The organism is Ruegeria sp. BC6 (assembly GCF_056539185.1).
Map to the genome: position 1 here is coordinate 544,662 of NZ_JBQFUM010000001.1, position 15,884 is coordinate 560,545.

Annotated in this window: 17 protein-coding genes and 1 tRNA gene; 5 read left to right on the forward strand and 13 right to left on the reverse strand. The window is 60.0% G+C overall.

What is annotated here, in order from left to right; all coding sequences use genetic code 11:
- Positions 1–8: 8 nt before the first annotated feature.
- From ACR0MM_RS02700 to ACR0MM_RS02710, 3 genes are read right to left on the reverse strand one after another with little or no spacing between them, the layout of a single operon-like run.
- Complete coding sequence (locus ACR0MM_RS02700) at positions 9–266, reverse strand: acyl carrier protein (protein WP_093962086.1); 258 nt, start codon at positions 264–266, stop codon at positions 9–11.
- Between the two features lie 32 nt (positions 267–298).
- Positions 299–1,390, reverse strand: a complete 1,092-nt coding sequence (gene lpxD, locus ACR0MM_RS02705) for a UDP-3-O-(3-hydroxymyristoyl)glucosamine N-acyltransferase (RefSeq protein WP_170363449.1) — start codon at positions 1,388–1,390, stop codon at positions 299–301.
- Positions 1,391–1,427: 37 nt separating this feature from the next.
- Positions 1,428–3,038 (reverse strand): L,D-transpeptidase family protein, encoded by a 1,611-nt coding sequence (locus ACR0MM_RS02710; RefSeq protein ID WP_480695314.1) that lies wholly within the window; start codon positions 3,036–3,038, stop codon positions 1,428–1,430.
- A 354-nt stretch (positions 3,039–3,392) separates the two neighbouring features.
- Here ACR0MM_RS02710 and mepK point away from each other — a divergent pair, with 354 nt between their 5' ends.
- The gene (mepK, locus tag ACR0MM_RS02715) at positions 3,393–3,962 is read left to right on the forward strand and encodes a peptidoglycan L,D-endopeptidase MepK (protein WP_170338571.1); all 570 of its coding nucleotides are present in this window, start codon (positions 3,393–3,395) and stop codon (positions 3,960–3,962) included.
- Between the two features lie 132 nt (positions 3,963–4,094).
- Here the strand turns inward: mepK and ACR0MM_RS02720 are convergent.
- From ACR0MM_RS02720 to iscR, 10 genes are all read right to left on the reverse strand, one after another.
- Positions 4,095–4,171: transfer RNA gene (locus ACR0MM_RS02720), tRNA-Arg, on the reverse strand.
- 78 nt (positions 4,172–4,249) lie between these two features.
- Positions 4,250–5,470 carry a cysteine desulfurase gene (locus tag ACR0MM_RS02725; protein ID WP_480694261.1) on the reverse strand — a complete coding sequence of 407 codons (1,221 nt, stop codon included), beginning with the start codon at positions 5,468–5,470 and terminating at the stop codon, positions 4,250–4,252.
- A gap of 11 nt (positions 5,471–5,481) precedes the next feature.
- Positions 5,482–6,048, reverse strand: coding sequence for a Yip1 family protein (locus tag ACR0MM_RS02730; RefSeq protein WP_170339124.1), 567 nt, complete (start codon positions 6,046–6,048; stop codon positions 5,482–5,484).
- Positions 6,045–6,530, reverse strand: a complete 486-nt coding sequence (locus ACR0MM_RS02735) for a YIP1 family protein (protein ID WP_170339121.1) — start codon at positions 6,528–6,530, stop codon at positions 6,045–6,047. The genes ACR0MM_RS02730 and ACR0MM_RS02735 overlap by 4 nt, the downstream gene beginning before the upstream one ends.
- A complete protein-coding gene (gene sufD, locus ACR0MM_RS02740) occupies positions 6,530–7,810 on the reverse strand; it encodes a Fe-S cluster assembly protein SufD (RefSeq protein ID WP_480694263.1) in 1,281 nt (426 codons plus the stop codon). Before sufD ends, ACR0MM_RS02735 begins: the two co-directional genes overlap by 1 nt.
- Positions 7,810–8,565 carry a Fe-S cluster assembly ATPase SufC gene (gene sufC, locus ACR0MM_RS02745; RefSeq protein WP_170357887.1) on the reverse strand — a complete coding sequence of 252 codons (756 nt, stop codon included), beginning with the start codon at positions 8,563–8,565 and terminating at the stop codon, positions 7,810–7,812. The genes sufD and sufC overlap by 1 nt, the downstream gene beginning before the upstream one ends.
- Before the next feature lie 48 nt (positions 8,566–8,613).
- On the reverse strand, positions 8,614–8,811 hold the full coding sequence (locus tag ACR0MM_RS02750; protein WP_170357889.1) for a hypothetical protein: 198 nt from the start codon (positions 8,809–8,811) through the stop codon (positions 8,614–8,616).
- Positions 8,811–10,331 carry a Fe-S cluster assembly protein SufB gene (gene sufB, locus ACR0MM_RS02755; RefSeq protein ID WP_170339113.1) on the reverse strand — a complete coding sequence of 507 codons (1,521 nt, stop codon included), beginning with the start codon at positions 10,329–10,331 and terminating at the stop codon, positions 8,811–8,813. Before sufB ends, ACR0MM_RS02750 begins: the two co-directional genes overlap by 1 nt.
- An 18-nt stretch (positions 10,332–10,349) precedes the next feature.
- The gene (locus ACR0MM_RS02760) at positions 10,350–11,393 is read right to left on the reverse strand and encodes a cysteine desulfurase family protein (protein WP_480694265.1); all 1,044 of its coding nucleotides are present in this window, start codon (positions 11,391–11,393) and stop codon (positions 10,350–10,352) included.
- Between the two features lie 56 nt (positions 11,394–11,449).
- On the reverse strand, positions 11,450–11,908 hold the full coding sequence (iscR, locus tag ACR0MM_RS02765; RefSeq protein WP_093962098.1) for a Fe-S cluster assembly transcriptional regulator IscR: 459 nt from the start codon (positions 11,906–11,908) through the stop codon (positions 11,450–11,452).
- Positions 11,909–12,087: 179 nt separating this feature from the next.
- Here iscR and ACR0MM_RS02770 point away from each other — a divergent pair, with 179 nt between their 5' ends.
- The 4 genes from ACR0MM_RS02770 (at position 12,088) to typA (ending at position 15,580) form a co-directional block, all read left to right on the forward strand.
- Positions 12,088–12,741 carry an alpha/beta hydrolase gene (locus ACR0MM_RS02770; RefSeq protein ID WP_093962099.1) on the forward strand — a complete coding sequence of 218 codons (654 nt, stop codon included), beginning with the start codon at positions 12,088–12,090 and terminating at the stop codon, positions 12,739–12,741.
- Positions 12,741–12,986 (forward strand): hypothetical protein, encoded by a 246-nt coding sequence (locus tag ACR0MM_RS02775; protein ID WP_093962100.1) that lies wholly within the window; start codon positions 12,741–12,743, stop codon positions 12,984–12,986. Before ACR0MM_RS02770 ends, ACR0MM_RS02775 begins: the two co-directional genes overlap by 1 nt.
- Positions 12,987–13,352: 366 nt before the next feature.
- Entirely contained in the window at positions 13,353–13,688 is a 336-nt protein-coding gene (locus tag ACR0MM_RS02780) for a DMT family transporter (RefSeq protein WP_170339109.1), read from the forward strand.
- A 74-nt stretch (positions 13,689–13,762) separates the two neighbouring features.
- Complete coding sequence (typA, locus tag ACR0MM_RS02785) at positions 13,763–15,580, forward strand: translational GTPase TypA (protein ID WP_475143969.1); 1,818 nt, start codon at positions 13,763–13,765, stop codon at positions 15,578–15,580.
- Positions 15,581–15,884: the final 304 nt, after the last annotated feature.

The following is a 15,884-nucleotide window of genomic DNA, read 5'->3' on the forward strand; positions in this document are numbered from 1 at the left end:
ACCGCGGATCAGACCTTTTCCGCGACCAGTTTTTCGATCCCGGCAATGATCGCTGCAACATTCGAGATGTCGAAATCACTTGCCGTCGGTTCGTTGGCGTTGAAGGGGATCGAGATGTCGAATTCTTCCTCGATAGCAAAGATGCTTTCAACCAGGCCCATGCTATCGATTCCGAGATCTTCCAGAGAGCTTTCGGGCGTCACGTCGGACGGCTCCAGCACGGCCTGCTCTGCAATGATTGCGATGACGCGGTCGCTGATGCTCATGTCGTTCCCCTGATTGTCGCGTTGCGGTTGATTTAATCGCTCGACGAGGGTTTGAAAACCGTCTTTTTAAGCGCCTCTACGTCACGGGCCATGCGTGGAAGCCGACGCTGTGCCTTGTAGATTTCGGTGTGCGTTTCCATTTTCACGCCCGGATAGCCCATGATCACACGACCTGCCGGGACATTCGAAAGTATCTTGGTTCCGCCGCCCGCGATCACGCCGTCACCAATGAAGATATTGTCGACGACTCCGGTCTGGCCACCCAAAACCACGTTGTTGCCGATCTCGACCGAACCGGACACTCCGGTTTGACCGCACAGCAGACAGTCTCTGCCGACCTGGGTGTTGTGCCCGACATGAACAAGATTGTCCAACTTGGAACCGTCTCCGATGACGGTGTTGCGGATCGTACCGTTGTCGATGGTGCAGTTCGCGCCAACCTCGACATCATTGCCGATCTGGACCGCACCGAGCGAATGGATGCGCAACCAGCTCTGCGCCTTGGCGTCTCCGGCGTCGCCCATGGTCTTGCGCACGTTTTCCACACCCGACACCTCGGGCGTGACAAAGCTGAACCCATCCCCGCCGATCCTCGCTCCGGGTTGCGCAATAAAGCGATCGCCGATGATGGCACGCGCGCCGATGCTGACCATCTCGCGCAACAGGCAGTTCTGGCCCAACACGACATCCATACCAACGTGGCACTGGGCGCCGATCACCGTTCCGGATCCGATGCGGGCCCGGGGGCCGACAACGGCCAGAGGCCCGATGGACACATCTCCGGCGATCTCGGCCGTCGGGTCCACGACCGCCGAAGGATGGATCCCGGGTGCGACGCCCTGCCCCCGGTCCAGCATCGTGGTAATTCCGGCCATTGCCATACGGGGGCGGCCGACGAACACGGCGCCCTCCAAACCCAGTGCGCGCCAGTCGGCACCCTCCCACAGAACGGCACAGCGCGCCTGACCCTCAGCCAGGGCCTCGGCGTATTTCGGAGCCATCGCCATAGCCAGATCGGTCGGACCAGCATCCTTGGGCTCGGCCGCCCTCAGAATCGTCAGGCTGGTGTTTCCCTCGGCCGGCGCCCCCAGAGCATCGGCGATTTGCTGTAAGGTGAACTGCATCGCGGGCTTCCTTGTCGCAGGATTTAGCGCCCTGTGCTTACCCCTGAACGTTCGGCAGGGCCACCCCTGCTTTTTGCAGGGCATCCCAAATCTTCTGGTCCCGACCATAGACATCGCGCCGATACTGCACGTCGCCCTTCGGCCCGACGAATGCGGTGCGATAAATCAGATGAACCGGAACCGGCTGTTTGAGGTCAACCTTGGTTTCACGTCCGGTACCCAGCACCCTGTGGAAAAAGGCCTTGGGATCCTCTTCCTGTTTTGCCAGCAAAGCATAGGCGAAATCAAAAGGTTGCGCCAAACGAATGCACCCGTGAGAGAAGGCGCGCACTTCGCGTGCGAACAGGCTCTTCTGGGGGGTGTCGTGCAGATAGATGTTGTACTTGTTGGGGAACATGAACTTGACCAGCCCCAGAGCGTTGCTCTGCCCCGGAGGCTGGCGCATCGCAAACGGGAAGCTGCGAGCCGTGAACTGGTTGAAGTCCACCGCATTGCGGTTCACCTGCCGTCCACGCCGATCGGTGATCTCAAGATGCCGGACGGCATTGGGGTTGGCCCGCAACTTCGGCAGGTATTCCTTGGTGATGATCGAGCGCGGTACATGCCAGCTGGGATTGATCACCATGTGCTCCATCACATCCGAAAACTCGGGGCTTTGACGATCGCTGGTGTTTTTGCCGATCACCGCACGTGTTTCAAATGTCACCCGACCATCGTCGACGATTTTCGCGGAAAAGTCGGCCTGGTTAACCAGAACATGCCGTGCGCCCCTGTCGCGAGGGAGCCAGCGTTCACGTTCCATCGCAACCATCACCGCCTTGAGCCGGTCAGAAGGTGAACGGTTGATTTCGGCAATCGTTCCCTGGCCTGCGACACCATCTGGTTCAAGTCCATGGGCGCGTTGGAAGGCTTGCACCGCGGCCACCATGGAGTCGTCATATTCCGGGCTGGCCGTGGGCTTGAGGAACCCCATCGCAACCAGACGGTTACGCAGCTTTATGACGCTCGGCCCCGTATCGCCGCGTTCGTATTTTCCGGTTGGTACGGTCGGCCCCCATTCACCGTGTTCGTTAAGTGACTGCAGCGCCATCTTCTGCTTGAGCAGCGCCCGGTACTGACTGGACTGCGGCGGAAGCTGCGCGAGATAAGAGCCGTCAGTGGATCTCATCATCGCCGCAAGATGATCCGAAGCCGGCTTCCGTTCGACCGCACGCACGAGGCCGGCATCGATCTGAGCCGGGCGCAGCAGCCCGGACTGAATATCCTGCGCATAGCGGACAAACGCCTCGCTCAGAGCCGCCTCAAGCGCCCCGAGATCGCGGTTTGACCGAGCGCTTTCCATCTTCGCCATCAGGCCGTCGACGTCATATCGTTCGGCCGGAAGCCCGTGCATCTGAGCATGGGACAATGCTTTGATAAGTGCCGACCGACGCGCCGCATGATCAGAGGTAGGACCGACCCAAATCGGCGCGAATTCCTGTTCTCGATAAAAGGACGCGATATCCGGGGTTGTCTCTGCGCTTTCCGCGACAGCCATCCGAAACGCGAAACTCTCAGCCTGGGTCGGAGCCGCCTGAACGGATGTGGCCGACACGGCGATGCTTGCGGCAAACAGAAAAATCGTACAGGTCCGACGGACAGAATTCATGGGATAGCCTTGGTTTTCAATAACTTGGAACACTAGTTTTCTCGCCCGACAATTATGTTTCACGCCTCGGGGGATTGTCCACTCACATTTCCAACAGCACATCACACCGCTGGCCCCCTGATGCGCGTTTGCATCGTCTGGAAAAAAACGAAAGGGATTCAGGCCTGTCCGCCACATTTTTTGTCACTTGCGCAGATTTTCGCCGAAAATTCCCCGTAAGAAAGCACAAGACCAAAAGATCACTTGGCGCAAGAATCCCTCTGTGGCATAAAATCCGCATCTGGGATGGGAAAGAATTAAGAAAGCGCACGTAACATCGTGTGCAGGCAGGAACTGTACGGGACGAAACACGCTATGACCAAGAGCAGTACCTCGGGGATGACCCGGCGTGCCCTATTGGGCGCATTCGCGGCAACGGCAGTTGTTGCAGCACCAACCTACTCAAACGCAGCAGGCTTCCTTCGCGGGGGCGGAGACATCCGCAGGATCCGTATGTATTCGGGCCGTACGGGCGAGCGTTTGGATATGATCTACTGGGTCGATGGCAAATACGTCAAAGACGCGGTCAAGGAAATCAACCACTTCATGCGTGATTGGCGCACCGATCAGTCAAAGGACATGGATCTGCGCACGATCGACATCATGGCCGCGGCCCACAACCTTCTGGATGTGAACGAGCCCTACATGCTGTTGTCGGGCTACCGCTCTCCGCAGACCAACGCCATGCTGCGCCGTCGGTCGCGCGGTGTCGCCAAGAACTCTCTCCACGTTAAAGGTCAGGCTGCGGACCTGCGGCTTGCCTCCCGCTCGGTCTCACAGATGGCCAAGGCAGCCATTTCGTGCCGTGCCGGCGGTGTCGGCCAATACTATGGATCAAATTTCGTGCACATGGACTGCGGCGACGTTCGCTCCTGGCGCGGCTAATACACTACCACTCACCAACCCCGCAAAAAGCCCCGGCGCATCACTGCCCGGGGCTTTTTGCTGCGGCAGCGCCCATCTGGCAGTGACATACAAAGGCGCAGGAGCGTTACGCCTTGAAACTCTGGAAGAAAGTGGCGCACCTGAGAGGATTCGAACCTCTGGCCTCTGCCTTCGGAGGGCAGCGCTCTATCCAGCTGAGCTACAGGTGCGTTGGCCGTTAGCTAACCTTGTTCCGATCCGGGTGCAACTGGATTTTGCATGTCGGAACGCGGTTTAGCGACGAACAATCAGGCAAACAATTCGTGCGCCAGTTCCAGCGCTTCGATCAGCGTGTCGACCTCATCGGTAGTGTTGTACAGACCAAAACTGGCGCGGCAGGTGGCCGTAACCCCGAGATGATCCATCAACGGTCCGGCGCAATGGTGCCCCGCCCGAACGGCGACGCCCTTCTTGTCGAGAATGGTGGATACATCGTGCGCGTGGCCCGCACCATCCAGCGTAAAGCTGAAGATAGCGGCCTTGTCGGGCGTCGTCCCCTGAACCTGCAGCCAGTTCAGCCCGGTCAGGCGCTGCATTGCATAGTCGCGCAAGCCCGCCTCATGGGCCGCGATGTTGTCCATCCCCAAACCCATCATGTAGTCCAGCGCAACGCCCATGCCGATTGTCTGGACGATACCCGGAGTGCCGGCTTCGAATTTCATCGGCGGATCGTTGTAGATCACCCTGTCTTTCGACACTTCCTTGATCATATCGCCTCCCCCGATGAAGGGGCGCATCTCGGCCATGCGTTCCGATTTGATAAAGATCGCGCCGGATCCCGACGGGCCGTACAGCTTGTGTCCGGTAATAGCATAGAAATCGCACCCGATATCCTGCAGATCCACCGGCATGTGAACCGCGCCCTGGCTTCCGTCGACCAGCACAGGCACGCCTTTGGCATGGGCGCCTTCGGTGATCGCCTTTACGTCAACCACGGTACCCAGAACGTTGGAACACTGGGTCACCGCCACCAGTTTGGTCTTGGGCCCGATGGCGTCGATCACGGCCTGCGGATCCAGCGCGCCGCTTGCATCCACGTCCACCCATTTCAGAACGACGCCCTGGCGTTCGCGCAGAAATTGCCAGGGTACGATATTGGCATGATGCTCCATGACGCTCAGAACAATTTCGTCACCGGCGTGCATCCGCGGCATGGCCCACCCATAGGCGACAAGGTTGATCCCCTCGGTCGTCCCGGAATTAAGGACGATCTCATCCTCATTCGCGACATTCAAAAACCGGGCGACGGTCCCGCGCACGGATTCGTACTTTTCGGTCGCCAGGTTGGACAGGTAGTGCAATCCGCGATGCACGTTCGAATACTCGTGCGCATAGGCATTGGTGACTGCATCTATCACCACCTGAGGTTTCTGCGCCGAGGCCCCATTGTCGAGATACGTTAACGGTTTCCCGTTCACCTCACGCGAGAGGATCGGGAAATCGGCGCGGATTTTCTGGACGTCATACATGAACGAATTCCCTAAACAGGTCCACTTGGAGTCATCAACAGGACGAAAGGTATCGCCAGCAATCCCGAGATGAGGATGACCACGAAGGATTTGCCCAGCGAGTCGAAGTGATGCGCCTGATTGATGAAATGCAGGCTGATGTAGAGGCTGTACAGGCTCATCCCCAGTACGAGGATCAGGAACATCGTCGGCGCAACCATCACCATGACGAAGATGATCAATTGGCCCAGAATCTGCAGGAATTGCAGCCAGACCATCAGCAGCATCATGCCGTCCAGGCTACCGGTGCCGCCAAGCATCCTGCCGACAAAATGAAACGCGAAGATGCCCAAGAGAACGGCCCCGGCCGAAGTCGCCAACGACTGCACGACCGGTTCAAACGCCATATCCAGAGATGGATCAAGCGCCGGAAACACAAGGGTCGACAGTGATTGAGACAAAGCGTTCAGGACAACGACCAGTGCCAGCGCTGTCCAAAGCACATCCCGACCGGGTACTCCGGCCAACAGACGCCTTGCCGCCTCGGCCGGATTTGCCAATGTCAGAACGGCCAGATGTGCCAGAAATGCGGCGTTCATGCCGGCGCCCTTCGTGTTTGAGAAAACCCGGAAAACCAGAACCAGACGAATACCGCAACCCACAGGGCCCCGGTCAGCGTCTGGACAGGACCCGGACCGATGAAACCCGCCACCAGCCCGTTCAACAACACCAGCGGTGATGAGGCGAGGAGAGCCCAGAACAGCGCAAGCCGCGCCTGATAGGACGTGGTTGCACCGCCGAACATACGAGCAATCAGATAAGTTCCCCAGGCAAGGACGTAGAGCAGCAACGGCAGAATGAAGACCGACCCCAGCAAGGCCCCACCCATCAGCATGTTCAGGTCCAGCCCCTCAAGATGGGCCCGACGCGATAGCCCCGGCAACTGCGCGATAAAGCCAATCACACAGAACGCCATGACAAAGGCCAGCGCGCGGTCTTCGCGCGGGCCCATGTCCAGCAGTCGACGCACCACCCGACCGGGCCCGCGATACGAGGCGACGATATCGGTGGTCACCGGCATCAGCTGTGCCGCGCCAACCAGCCTTCCAGCCGCGAGACGATGTCCTCGGCCAGCGCTTCGTCTTCGATCTCTTCCACGGCTTCGGCCAAAAAGGCCAGCGTCAGCATGTTGGTCGCCTCCTTTGCCGGAACCCCGCGCGAGCGCAGGTAGAACAGCGCGGTCTCGTCGATCGCACCCGAGGTCGACCCATGCGAACAGGCCACGTCGTCGGCATAGATCTCAAGCTCGGGCTTGGCCAGGAACTGACTGTCGTCATCCAGCAGCAAAGACTGGCTGATCTGGTAACCATCGGTCTTCTGGGCGCCTTCCTTGACCAGAATCTTGCCCTGGAACACGCCGGTCGCGCCGTTACGCAGAACCTTCTTGAACACCTGACGGCTTTCGCAGTTCACCGCGTCATGGGTAATGAACACCGTGTCGTCATGGTGAAAGTCGCCATCCCCCACACAGGCACCGGCCACATGCGCCACCGCGTCGTCACCGGTCAGCTCGACCACCTGTTCATTGCGCGTCAGCACGCCATTCACGGTCAGGGTGAAGGATTTGTAGACGGAGTCCTTGCCCAGCCGGGTGAACATATGCGTCGCAGCACGGCGCTGATGGTCCCTGCCCTGCGCCCGGACATGGTGCAGCGTGCCGCCATCGGCGATGTCGATCTCGATGCATTTGTTGAACCGCGAGGCCGCCGGACCATTCTCGAGAATCGTCACCTCGGCGCCGCTTTCCACGCGGATCACGTGGTGCAGGATCGCGTCCGAGCTTTCGGATTCGTGGCGATAGACCAGACTGATCGGCTTGGACGGGTTGCCGGTCACGTGGATCGCCACGCCATCCTGCGCAAAGGCGGTGTTCAATGCCGCGAGCGGGCGCTGAACCGGGGTCTGACCGCGCTCCTCGAGCACGCCATACAGCTGCTTGGCCCAGTGGATGTCCTTGCAGCAGATATCCTCAAGCCGGTCAATGCTCACGCCTTCCAGTGTCAGGTCATCGCTGTCCTCGGGGCTGAACACGCCATCGACGAAGACGATCTTCAGGCGGTCGAACCCGTCAAAGACCATCGGTTCGTCGGTGTGGAACACCTCGGCCGTTGGGGCCTCGGGCGAGGTAAGCGTATCGGGACGCGTGTATTTCCAATACTCGTCGCGCCGCCCGGGCAAACCCATGGCGCGCAGCCGGGCCAGGGCCGCCTCGCGTGCGTCGCGGGTGCAGCCGGCTTCGGGCATGCGCAGCGTGGCCAGCCGCGCTTCGGTCGCGGATTGTTTCACGTCGGGCAAGGCCATCAGTTCACCTCGGCAAGAATGTCGGCGTAACCGTTGTTTTCGACTTCCAGCGCCAGCTCCGGCCCGCCGGTCTTGACGATCCGGCCATCGGCCATGATGTGCACCACGTCCGGTTTGATGTGGTCCAACAGACGCTGATAGTGGGTTATCACTAGGAACCCACGGCCTTCGTCGCGCAGCGCGTTCACGCCCTCGGCCACCAGCTTCATCGCATCCACGTCGAGGCCCGAGTCGGTCTCGTCCAGGATGCACATCTTGGGCTCGAGCATCGCCATCTGCAGGATTTCGTTGCGCTTCTTCTCACCGCCCGAGAAGCCCACGTTCACGGGGCGTTTCAGCATGTCGGCGTCAATCTTCAGCGACTTGGCCTTTTCACGCACCAGTTTCAGGAAATCCGCAGCCGAGAGTTCTTCCTCGCCGCGCGCCTTGCGCTGGGCGTTCACGGCCGTGCGCAGGAAGGTCATGTTGCCCACGCCCGGGATCTCGACCGGGTACTGGAACGCCAGGAACACGCCGGCGGCGGCACGCTCTTCCGGCTCCATCTCCAGCAGGTCGGCGCCATCCAGAGTCGCCGAACCCTCGGTGACCTCGTACCCGTCGCGGCCCGACAGCACATAGCTGAGCGTCGACTTGCCCGAGCCGTTCGGCCCCATGATCGCGTGTACCTTGCCGGCCTCGACCGTCAGGTCCACGCCCTTGAGGATCTGCTTTTCCTCTTCCTCAAGTTTGACGTGCAGGTTCTTGATTTCCAGCATGTTTTGTCCTTTTGCGTATCGTCGGGACGCGCCGGCCCCGGTCTGTTCCTATCCCAGCACCCTGCGCAGCAGCCGCGCCGCGATCCATCCCAGGACCGCCCCGCCGCCGATTGCCCAGACCGGGTTGATGAAATCGGTGTAGTTGACGTTGACATAGGCCACGCCCAGCAAGCCGCCCAGAACCGGCAGCGCATATGACGCCGCGGTCAGGACATCATCCCTGCGGGTGCGCGGCGAGCGGGCCATCAGCCGACCGAGCCTTCCAGCGAGATCGCGACCAGCTGCTGGGCTTCCATGGCGAACTCCATCGGCAGCGCCTGCAGCACGTCCTTGCAGAACCCGTTGACCACAAGCGCCACGGCCTCTTCCTCGTCCATGCCGCGCTGGCGGCAATAGAACAGCTGATCGTCATCGACCTTCGAGGTGGTAGCCTCGTGCTCGACCCGGCTGCTGTTGTTCTTGACCTCGATATACGGAACGGTATGCGCCCCGCATTTGTCGCCGATCAGCAGGCTGTCGCATTGTGTATAGTTGCGGCTGTTCTTGGCCTTGGGGTGCATCGACACCAGCCCGCGATAGGTGTTCTGGGCCTTGCCCGCGCTGATGCCCTTGGACACGATGCGCGACTTGGTGTTCTTGCCCAAATGGATCATCTTGGTGCCGGTATCGGCCTGCTGCATGTTGTTGGTGATGGCGATCGAGTAGAACTCGCCCTGGCTGTCATCGCCCCGCAGGATGCAGGACGGGTATTTCCAGGTCACGGCACTGCCGGTCTCGACCTGCGTCCACATCACCTTGGACCGGTCGCCCCGGCAATCGGCGCGCTTGGTCACGAAGTTGTAGATGCCGCCCTTGCCGTTCTCATCGCCCGGGAACCAGTTCTGGACGGTCGAGTATTTCACCTCGGCGTCTTCTTCGACGATGATCTCGACCACTGCGGCGTGCAGTTGCGCGGTATCACGCTGCGGCGCGGTGCAGCCTTCCAGATAGGACACGTACGAGCCCTTGTCGGCGATGATCAGAGTCCGCTCGAATTGGCCCGTGTTTTCTGCGTTGATGCGGAAATAGGTGCTCAGCTCCATTGGGCAGCGCACGCCGGGCGGCACATAGACGAACGAGCCGTCCGAGAACACGGCCGAGTTCAGCGTGGCATAGAAATTGTCCGACACCGGAACCACCGAGCCCAAATACTTCTTGACCAATTCCGGGTGTTCCTTGATCGCTTCGGAGATCGAGCAGAAGATGACGCCGGCCTTCTTCAGCTCGGCCTGGAAGGTCGTGCCAACCGAAACCGAGTCGAACACCGCATCCACGGCGACCTTGCGGCCCTCGGCCGGGGCATCCTCAGCGCCCTCGACGCCTGCCAAAATCATCTGTTCTTTCAGCGGGATACCCAGCTTTTCGTAAGTGGCCAGCAGCTTGGGGTCGACTTCGTCTAGCGACTTGGGCTTGGTCTCCATCGACTTGGGCCGGGCGTAGTAATACTGGTCCTGAAAGTCGATTTCAGGATAGTGGACCATGGCCCATTTGGGCTCTTCCATCTGGGTCCAGCGCTCGAAGGCCTTCAGACGCCATTCGGTCATCCACTCGGGCTCTTCGTTCTTTTCCGAGATCAGTTTGACGATATCGGGGTTCACGCCCTTGGGCGCGTATTCCATCTCGATATCCGTATCCCACCCGTATTTGTAGGTTCCGACCTCGCGCACCGCGTCAACGGTTTCCTGATCGACACCTTCTTTTACCTGGGTCTGGTCCAAAGCGGCCATGTTCCACCCTCCGTCAGATCACGCGGCCCGCGCGCGATGCTTTTTCTCTTTTTCCAGCCACGTTTCGGCGAAACGCAGCACGTCTTCTTCACTCGTCTCGGGGCCCAGCGAAACGCGTATCGCGCTGGCCGCCGTGGCCTCGTCATATCCCATCGCGGTCAGTACCGCGCTTGCCCTCACCTTGCCGCTGGAGCAGGCCGAACCGGCGCTGATCGCAAAGCCCGACAGATCCATCTGCATCACCTGCGTTTCGCCCTTCCAGCCGGGCGTCGCAAAGCACAGGGTGTTGGGCAACCGATCCTGATCTTTCCCGACAAAAATAGTAGATTTAGAACCAGCCTCAAGAGCCTTTTCTAGAATATTTCTAAGTTCTGCAACCTTTTCCCAAACTCCGTTTGCCAGATCCCGCGCCGCCGCTTCAGCCGCAGCGCCTAACCCCGCGATTCCAATGACATTTTCCGTCCCCGACCGACGCCCCATTTCCTGGCCACCGCCCTTGATCCGGGCCTCCAGATCGGTGCCGCGTTTCATCACCACGGCGCCCACACCCTTTGGCCCGCCCAGCTTGTGCGCCGAGACCAACGCCATCTGCACATCCAGCCAGTTGAACGCGATCGGCAGTTTCCCGAACGCCTGCGTTGCATCGGTGACGGCCAGACCCTTGGGCAAGGCCTGAATGATTCCGGTTTCCGAATTGGCAAGTTGCAACGTGGACCGGGCCGGGTCGGCAACGGTAACAGCGCCTTGGTTCGAAACCGGCAAATCCTCAACGGTCCAGGCCATTACGGCATCATGTTCGATCGCCGCGCCATGCAGGTCGCGCCCTTCCAAGACCAACGCCGCGCCTTCGGTGGACCCGGATGTGAATACGATATCGGCCCCATCCGCGCCAAAGGCCGCGGCCACCTGAGCACGCGCCTTTTCGATGACGGCTTTGGCCGCACGCCCCTCGGCATGTACCGAGGAGGGGTTGCCGCAGACCTCCATCGCCGCGATCATCGCGTCGCGCGCCTCGGGGCGCAGCGGGGTCGTGGCGTTGTGATCCAGGTAAACGCGTCTCATGGACTCACCTTTTCATCCACGGCCACACCCTTCGAGATTCCCGATCCGCTCACCGGTCAATCATCCACGACCGAGAACAGCCCAGGCACCGCCGGACACGGCGCAAGGTCGTTCTGGATCACATCGGACAAGCGTGTTTGGTGCAGGAACACGTAGACATGCGCACTGAGACTTTCCCACAGGCGATTGGTCAGCGACTGCGCCCGGCTGCCGGAGGATCCCCCCGAAGCCCCGGCCCCCTTGTGCATGGCGTCCACGGTCTCGTCCACCGCCGACAAAATCTCGACCACGCGAATCTCGGACGCAGGCCGCGCCAGACGATAGCCGCCCCCCGGCCCGCGCACCGATGCGACCAGATCGGCGCGGCGAAGTTTGACGAACAACTGTTCCAGATAAGGAAGCGAGATGTCCTGACGCTCGGAAATCTCACCCAGCGTCACCAAAGTGTCGGCGGGCTGAAGCGCGATGTCAGCCAGCGCAACCATTGCGTAACGACCTTTGGTGGACAGCTTCATTTCCTCGATCCCTCCGGCGTGAACCGCGTGAAAACATTGACGTCGCCGCGGTCAGTGCGTATCTCCGACTGACAGCGTGTTCACGCTGCGATACTCAATTAGAACCGTTCTAAGGTGCCTGACGATAACCGTCAAGTATATCCCGGCGCCCGCGAGAAAAAGACAGGACAACCGCACACATGCCCGAGGTGATTTTTCCCGGACCTGAAGGCCGCCTGGAAGGCCGTTACCACCCCCAAAAGGAAAAAGACGCACCGATCGCCATCGTGCTGCACCCGCACCCCCAGTTCGGCGGGACCATGAACAACAAGGTCGTCTACAACCTGCACTACGCATTCTACAACATGGGCTTTACGGTCCTGCGCTTCAATTTCCGGGGGGTCGGCCGCAGTCAGGGCGAGTATGACCAGGGCGTCGGAGAACTCAGCGACGCGGCATCGGCGCTGGACTATCTGCAGTCGATGAACAACAACTCGAAACACTGCTGGGTCGCAGGCTTTTCGTTCGGAGCCTGGATCGGCATGCAGTTACTGATGCGTCGCCCCGAGATCACCGGCTTCATCAGCGTTTCGCCGCCCGCGAACATGTATGATTTTTCGTTCCTTGCCCCCTGCCCCTCGTCCGGGCTGATCATCAACGGAACGGCCGACCGTGTGGCACCGCCGGCGGATACCACCGCACTGGTCGGAAAGCTGCACGAGCAGAAGGGTATCACCATCACCCATACCGAGGTTGAAGGAGCCGACCACTTCTTCCAGGGTGAGCACATGGATACGCTGATGACCAACGTGACCGACTACGTCAAACGCCGCCTGACCGAGAACACACGCTGATGTCCGACACCATCACCATTCTCGCGGCGAAACTAGCCGAGGATACGATGAAGGTCATGGACGAAACCGGCCAGGATCGGTTCTACGTCGAAGTCGGTGACGTGCTGGGCGCAGCCTCCCAATCGCTTGAGGAGGCTTTCCTTACCGAAATCCGTGTCCGGTTGGCCGAGCGCAAGGCGCGGCAATTCCTGATCAAGAGGCTGTCGGATCACAGATCCAAGGTGAAGGCGATCGAAAAGCAATAGGCGCACAAAAAAGGAGCCCGCGGGCTCCTTTTTCGTTTCATTCGTAGCGTTCAAACTGTTGTTGCGCCTGACCTATCAACCAATTTGGCTGCGTCAGTATCGACGGACCCCCCGTCAGCAAGCCACCCAATCGCCACGATTATTGCCGAAGCAAACACGACCGTTTTTGCAAATGTCGTCATGAAACACACTCGTTAAAAAAGTAATCGAAAACGTGGGGTAGTTTACACGCTTTCCGGCCTTGCCATAGTCGGGTTTACCTGACCCTAGGTGAACCAACGCAAGGGGCGATTGCCTGAATTTCCTTGCACCGTTTCTGAGTTCTGTGCTCAACGTCCCAGCAGATGCATCAAGGGTTCAAGAACCATGCCCCACGCCTACCTGATCCTCCTTCTCGCCGTTATTGCCGAGACAATCGGAACGACCGCATTGCAGGCCAGCCAGCAATTCACCCGGTTCTGGCCCTCGGTTCTGGTGGTGGTGGGCTATGGCTTTGCCTTTTACCTGATGGCGCTGACGTTGAAGGTAATGCCCGTCGGCATCGTTTACGCGATCTGGTCCGGGCTTGGCATCGCTCTGATTGCGCTGATCGGCTTTGTGGTTTTCGGCCAACGGCTGGACTGGCCGGCGGTTCTGGGCCTTGCGATGATTCTGGGCGGCATTCTGGTCATCCACCTCTTTTCGCAGACTGCGGGCCACTGATCGCGCGTTAGGGCTGGTAACTTGTGCCGCGCCGCGTTATGCGCGCGGCAACTTCCCGTTCAAAGGCTGACCTCATGGACCTGCGCAACATCGCAATCATCGCTCACGTGGACCACGGTAAAACGACCCTGGTTGACGAGCTTCTGAAACAATCCGGTGCATTCCGGGAGAACCAGGCCGTGGCCGAGCGCGCCATGGACAGCAACGACCTGGAACGTGAACGCGGCATCACAATCCTGGCCAAGGCCACCAGTGTCGAGTGGAAAGGCACGCGCATCAACATCGTTGACACCCCCGGCCACGCCGATTTCGGCGGCGAGGTCGAGCGTATCCTCAGCATGGTCGACGGTGTTGTGCTGCTGGTTGATGCCGCCGAAGGCCCGATGCCTCAGACCAAGTTCGTGACCTCGAAGGCGCTGGCGCTGGGTCTGCGTCCGATCGTGGTGCTGAACAAGGTCGACAAGCCCGATGCCGAGCCCGACCGCGCCCTGGACGAATGCTTTGACCTGTTCGCCAACCTCGGCGCCGACGATGACCAGCTGGATTTCCCGGCCATGTACGCCTCGGGGCGGTCGGGCTGGGCCGACATGGAACTGGACGGCCCGCGCAAGGACCTGTCCGCCCTGTTCGACTTGGTAGTCGACCACGTTCCCGCCCCCAAACAAGCTGAGCGCAAGGATGAACCCTTCCGCATGTTGGCGACCACTCTGGGCAGCGACCCGTTCATCGGTCGCATCCTGACCGGCCGTGTGGAAAGCGGTACGCTCAAAGCGGGTGACAGCCTCAAAGCGCTCAGCCGTGACGGCAAGCTGATCGAGAATTTCCGGGCTACCAAGATCCTGGCCTTCCGCGGCCTCAGCCAGCAACCGATCGACGTCGCCGAAGCGGGCGACATCGTAACCATCGCAGGCATGAGCAAGGCCACCGTTGCGGATTCGCTGGTGGCGCCCCAGGTGGACGAGGCCCTGCCCGCCCAGCCGATCGACCCGCCGACCATCACCGTCACCTTCGGCATCAACGACTCGCCGCTGGCGGGGCGTGACGGCAAGAAGGTCCAGTCGCGCGTCATCCGCGACCGCCTGATGAAAGAGGCCGAATCGAACGTGGCCATCCAGATCACGGACACCCCCGGCGGCGAAGCCTTCGAGGTTGCGGGCCGCGGTGAATTGCAGATGGGCGTTCTGATCGAGAACATGCGTCGCGAAGGGTTCGAACTCAGTATCTCGCGCCCGCAGGTTCTGTTCCGCGAGGAAGACGGCCAACGCCTGGAGCCCATCGAGGAAGTCACCATCGACGTGGATGACGAATTCTCGGGCGCAGTCATCGAAAAGGTAACAGGCGCGCGCAAGGGCGAGCTGGTTGAGATGCGCCCCGCCGGAGTTGGCAAAACCCGCATCATCGCGCACGTACCGTCGCGTGGCCTGATCGGCTATCACGGTGAATTCCTGACCGACACCCGCGGGACCGGCGTTCTGAACCGCGTGTTCCACGGCTGGGCGCCGCACAAGGGCCCGATCCCCGGACGGCGCGCCGGCGTTCTGATCTCGATGGAGAACGGCCAAGCCGTCGCCTACGCGCTGTGGAACCTGGAAGAGCGTGGGCGGATGTTCGTCGGCCCTCAGACCGATGTGTATCAGGGCATGATCATCGGCGAGCATTCGCGGGACAATGACCTTGAGGTGAACCCGCTGAAAGGCAAGAAGCTGACCAACGTGCGGGCCAGCGGTTCGGACGATGCCGTTCGACTGACACCGCATATCCAGTTCTCGCTGGAGGAGGCCATTGCTTACATCGACGACGATGAGCTGGTCGAAGTAACTCCGAACGCGATCCGACTGCGAAAGCGGTTCCTTGACCCGCACGAACGCAAGCGTATGGCCAAGTCAGCCTGACCCCCGGTCCGTTCGATTTTGGACGGGCCGGAAACAATGGCGCGAATGTGACATTTTTGCGTCCATCTGAAGCGGTGTATTCTCAGGGAAGCCATGAATGGATCATGGCTTCCCTTTTGTTTTACCTGCAATTTCGCCCATAAGATGAATTAATTTCGCATTGCTATCGCGGTGTTGCCCTTGAAAATGCGACGTGATAGGGGTGTATTTGTGTTCAAAGTGTGTCATCGCCAAGTTGTTCGGTGATGAGTTTAACGAGTTTAAGGAGGCGCAATATGCGCATCAAATCCCGTCTACTGACAAT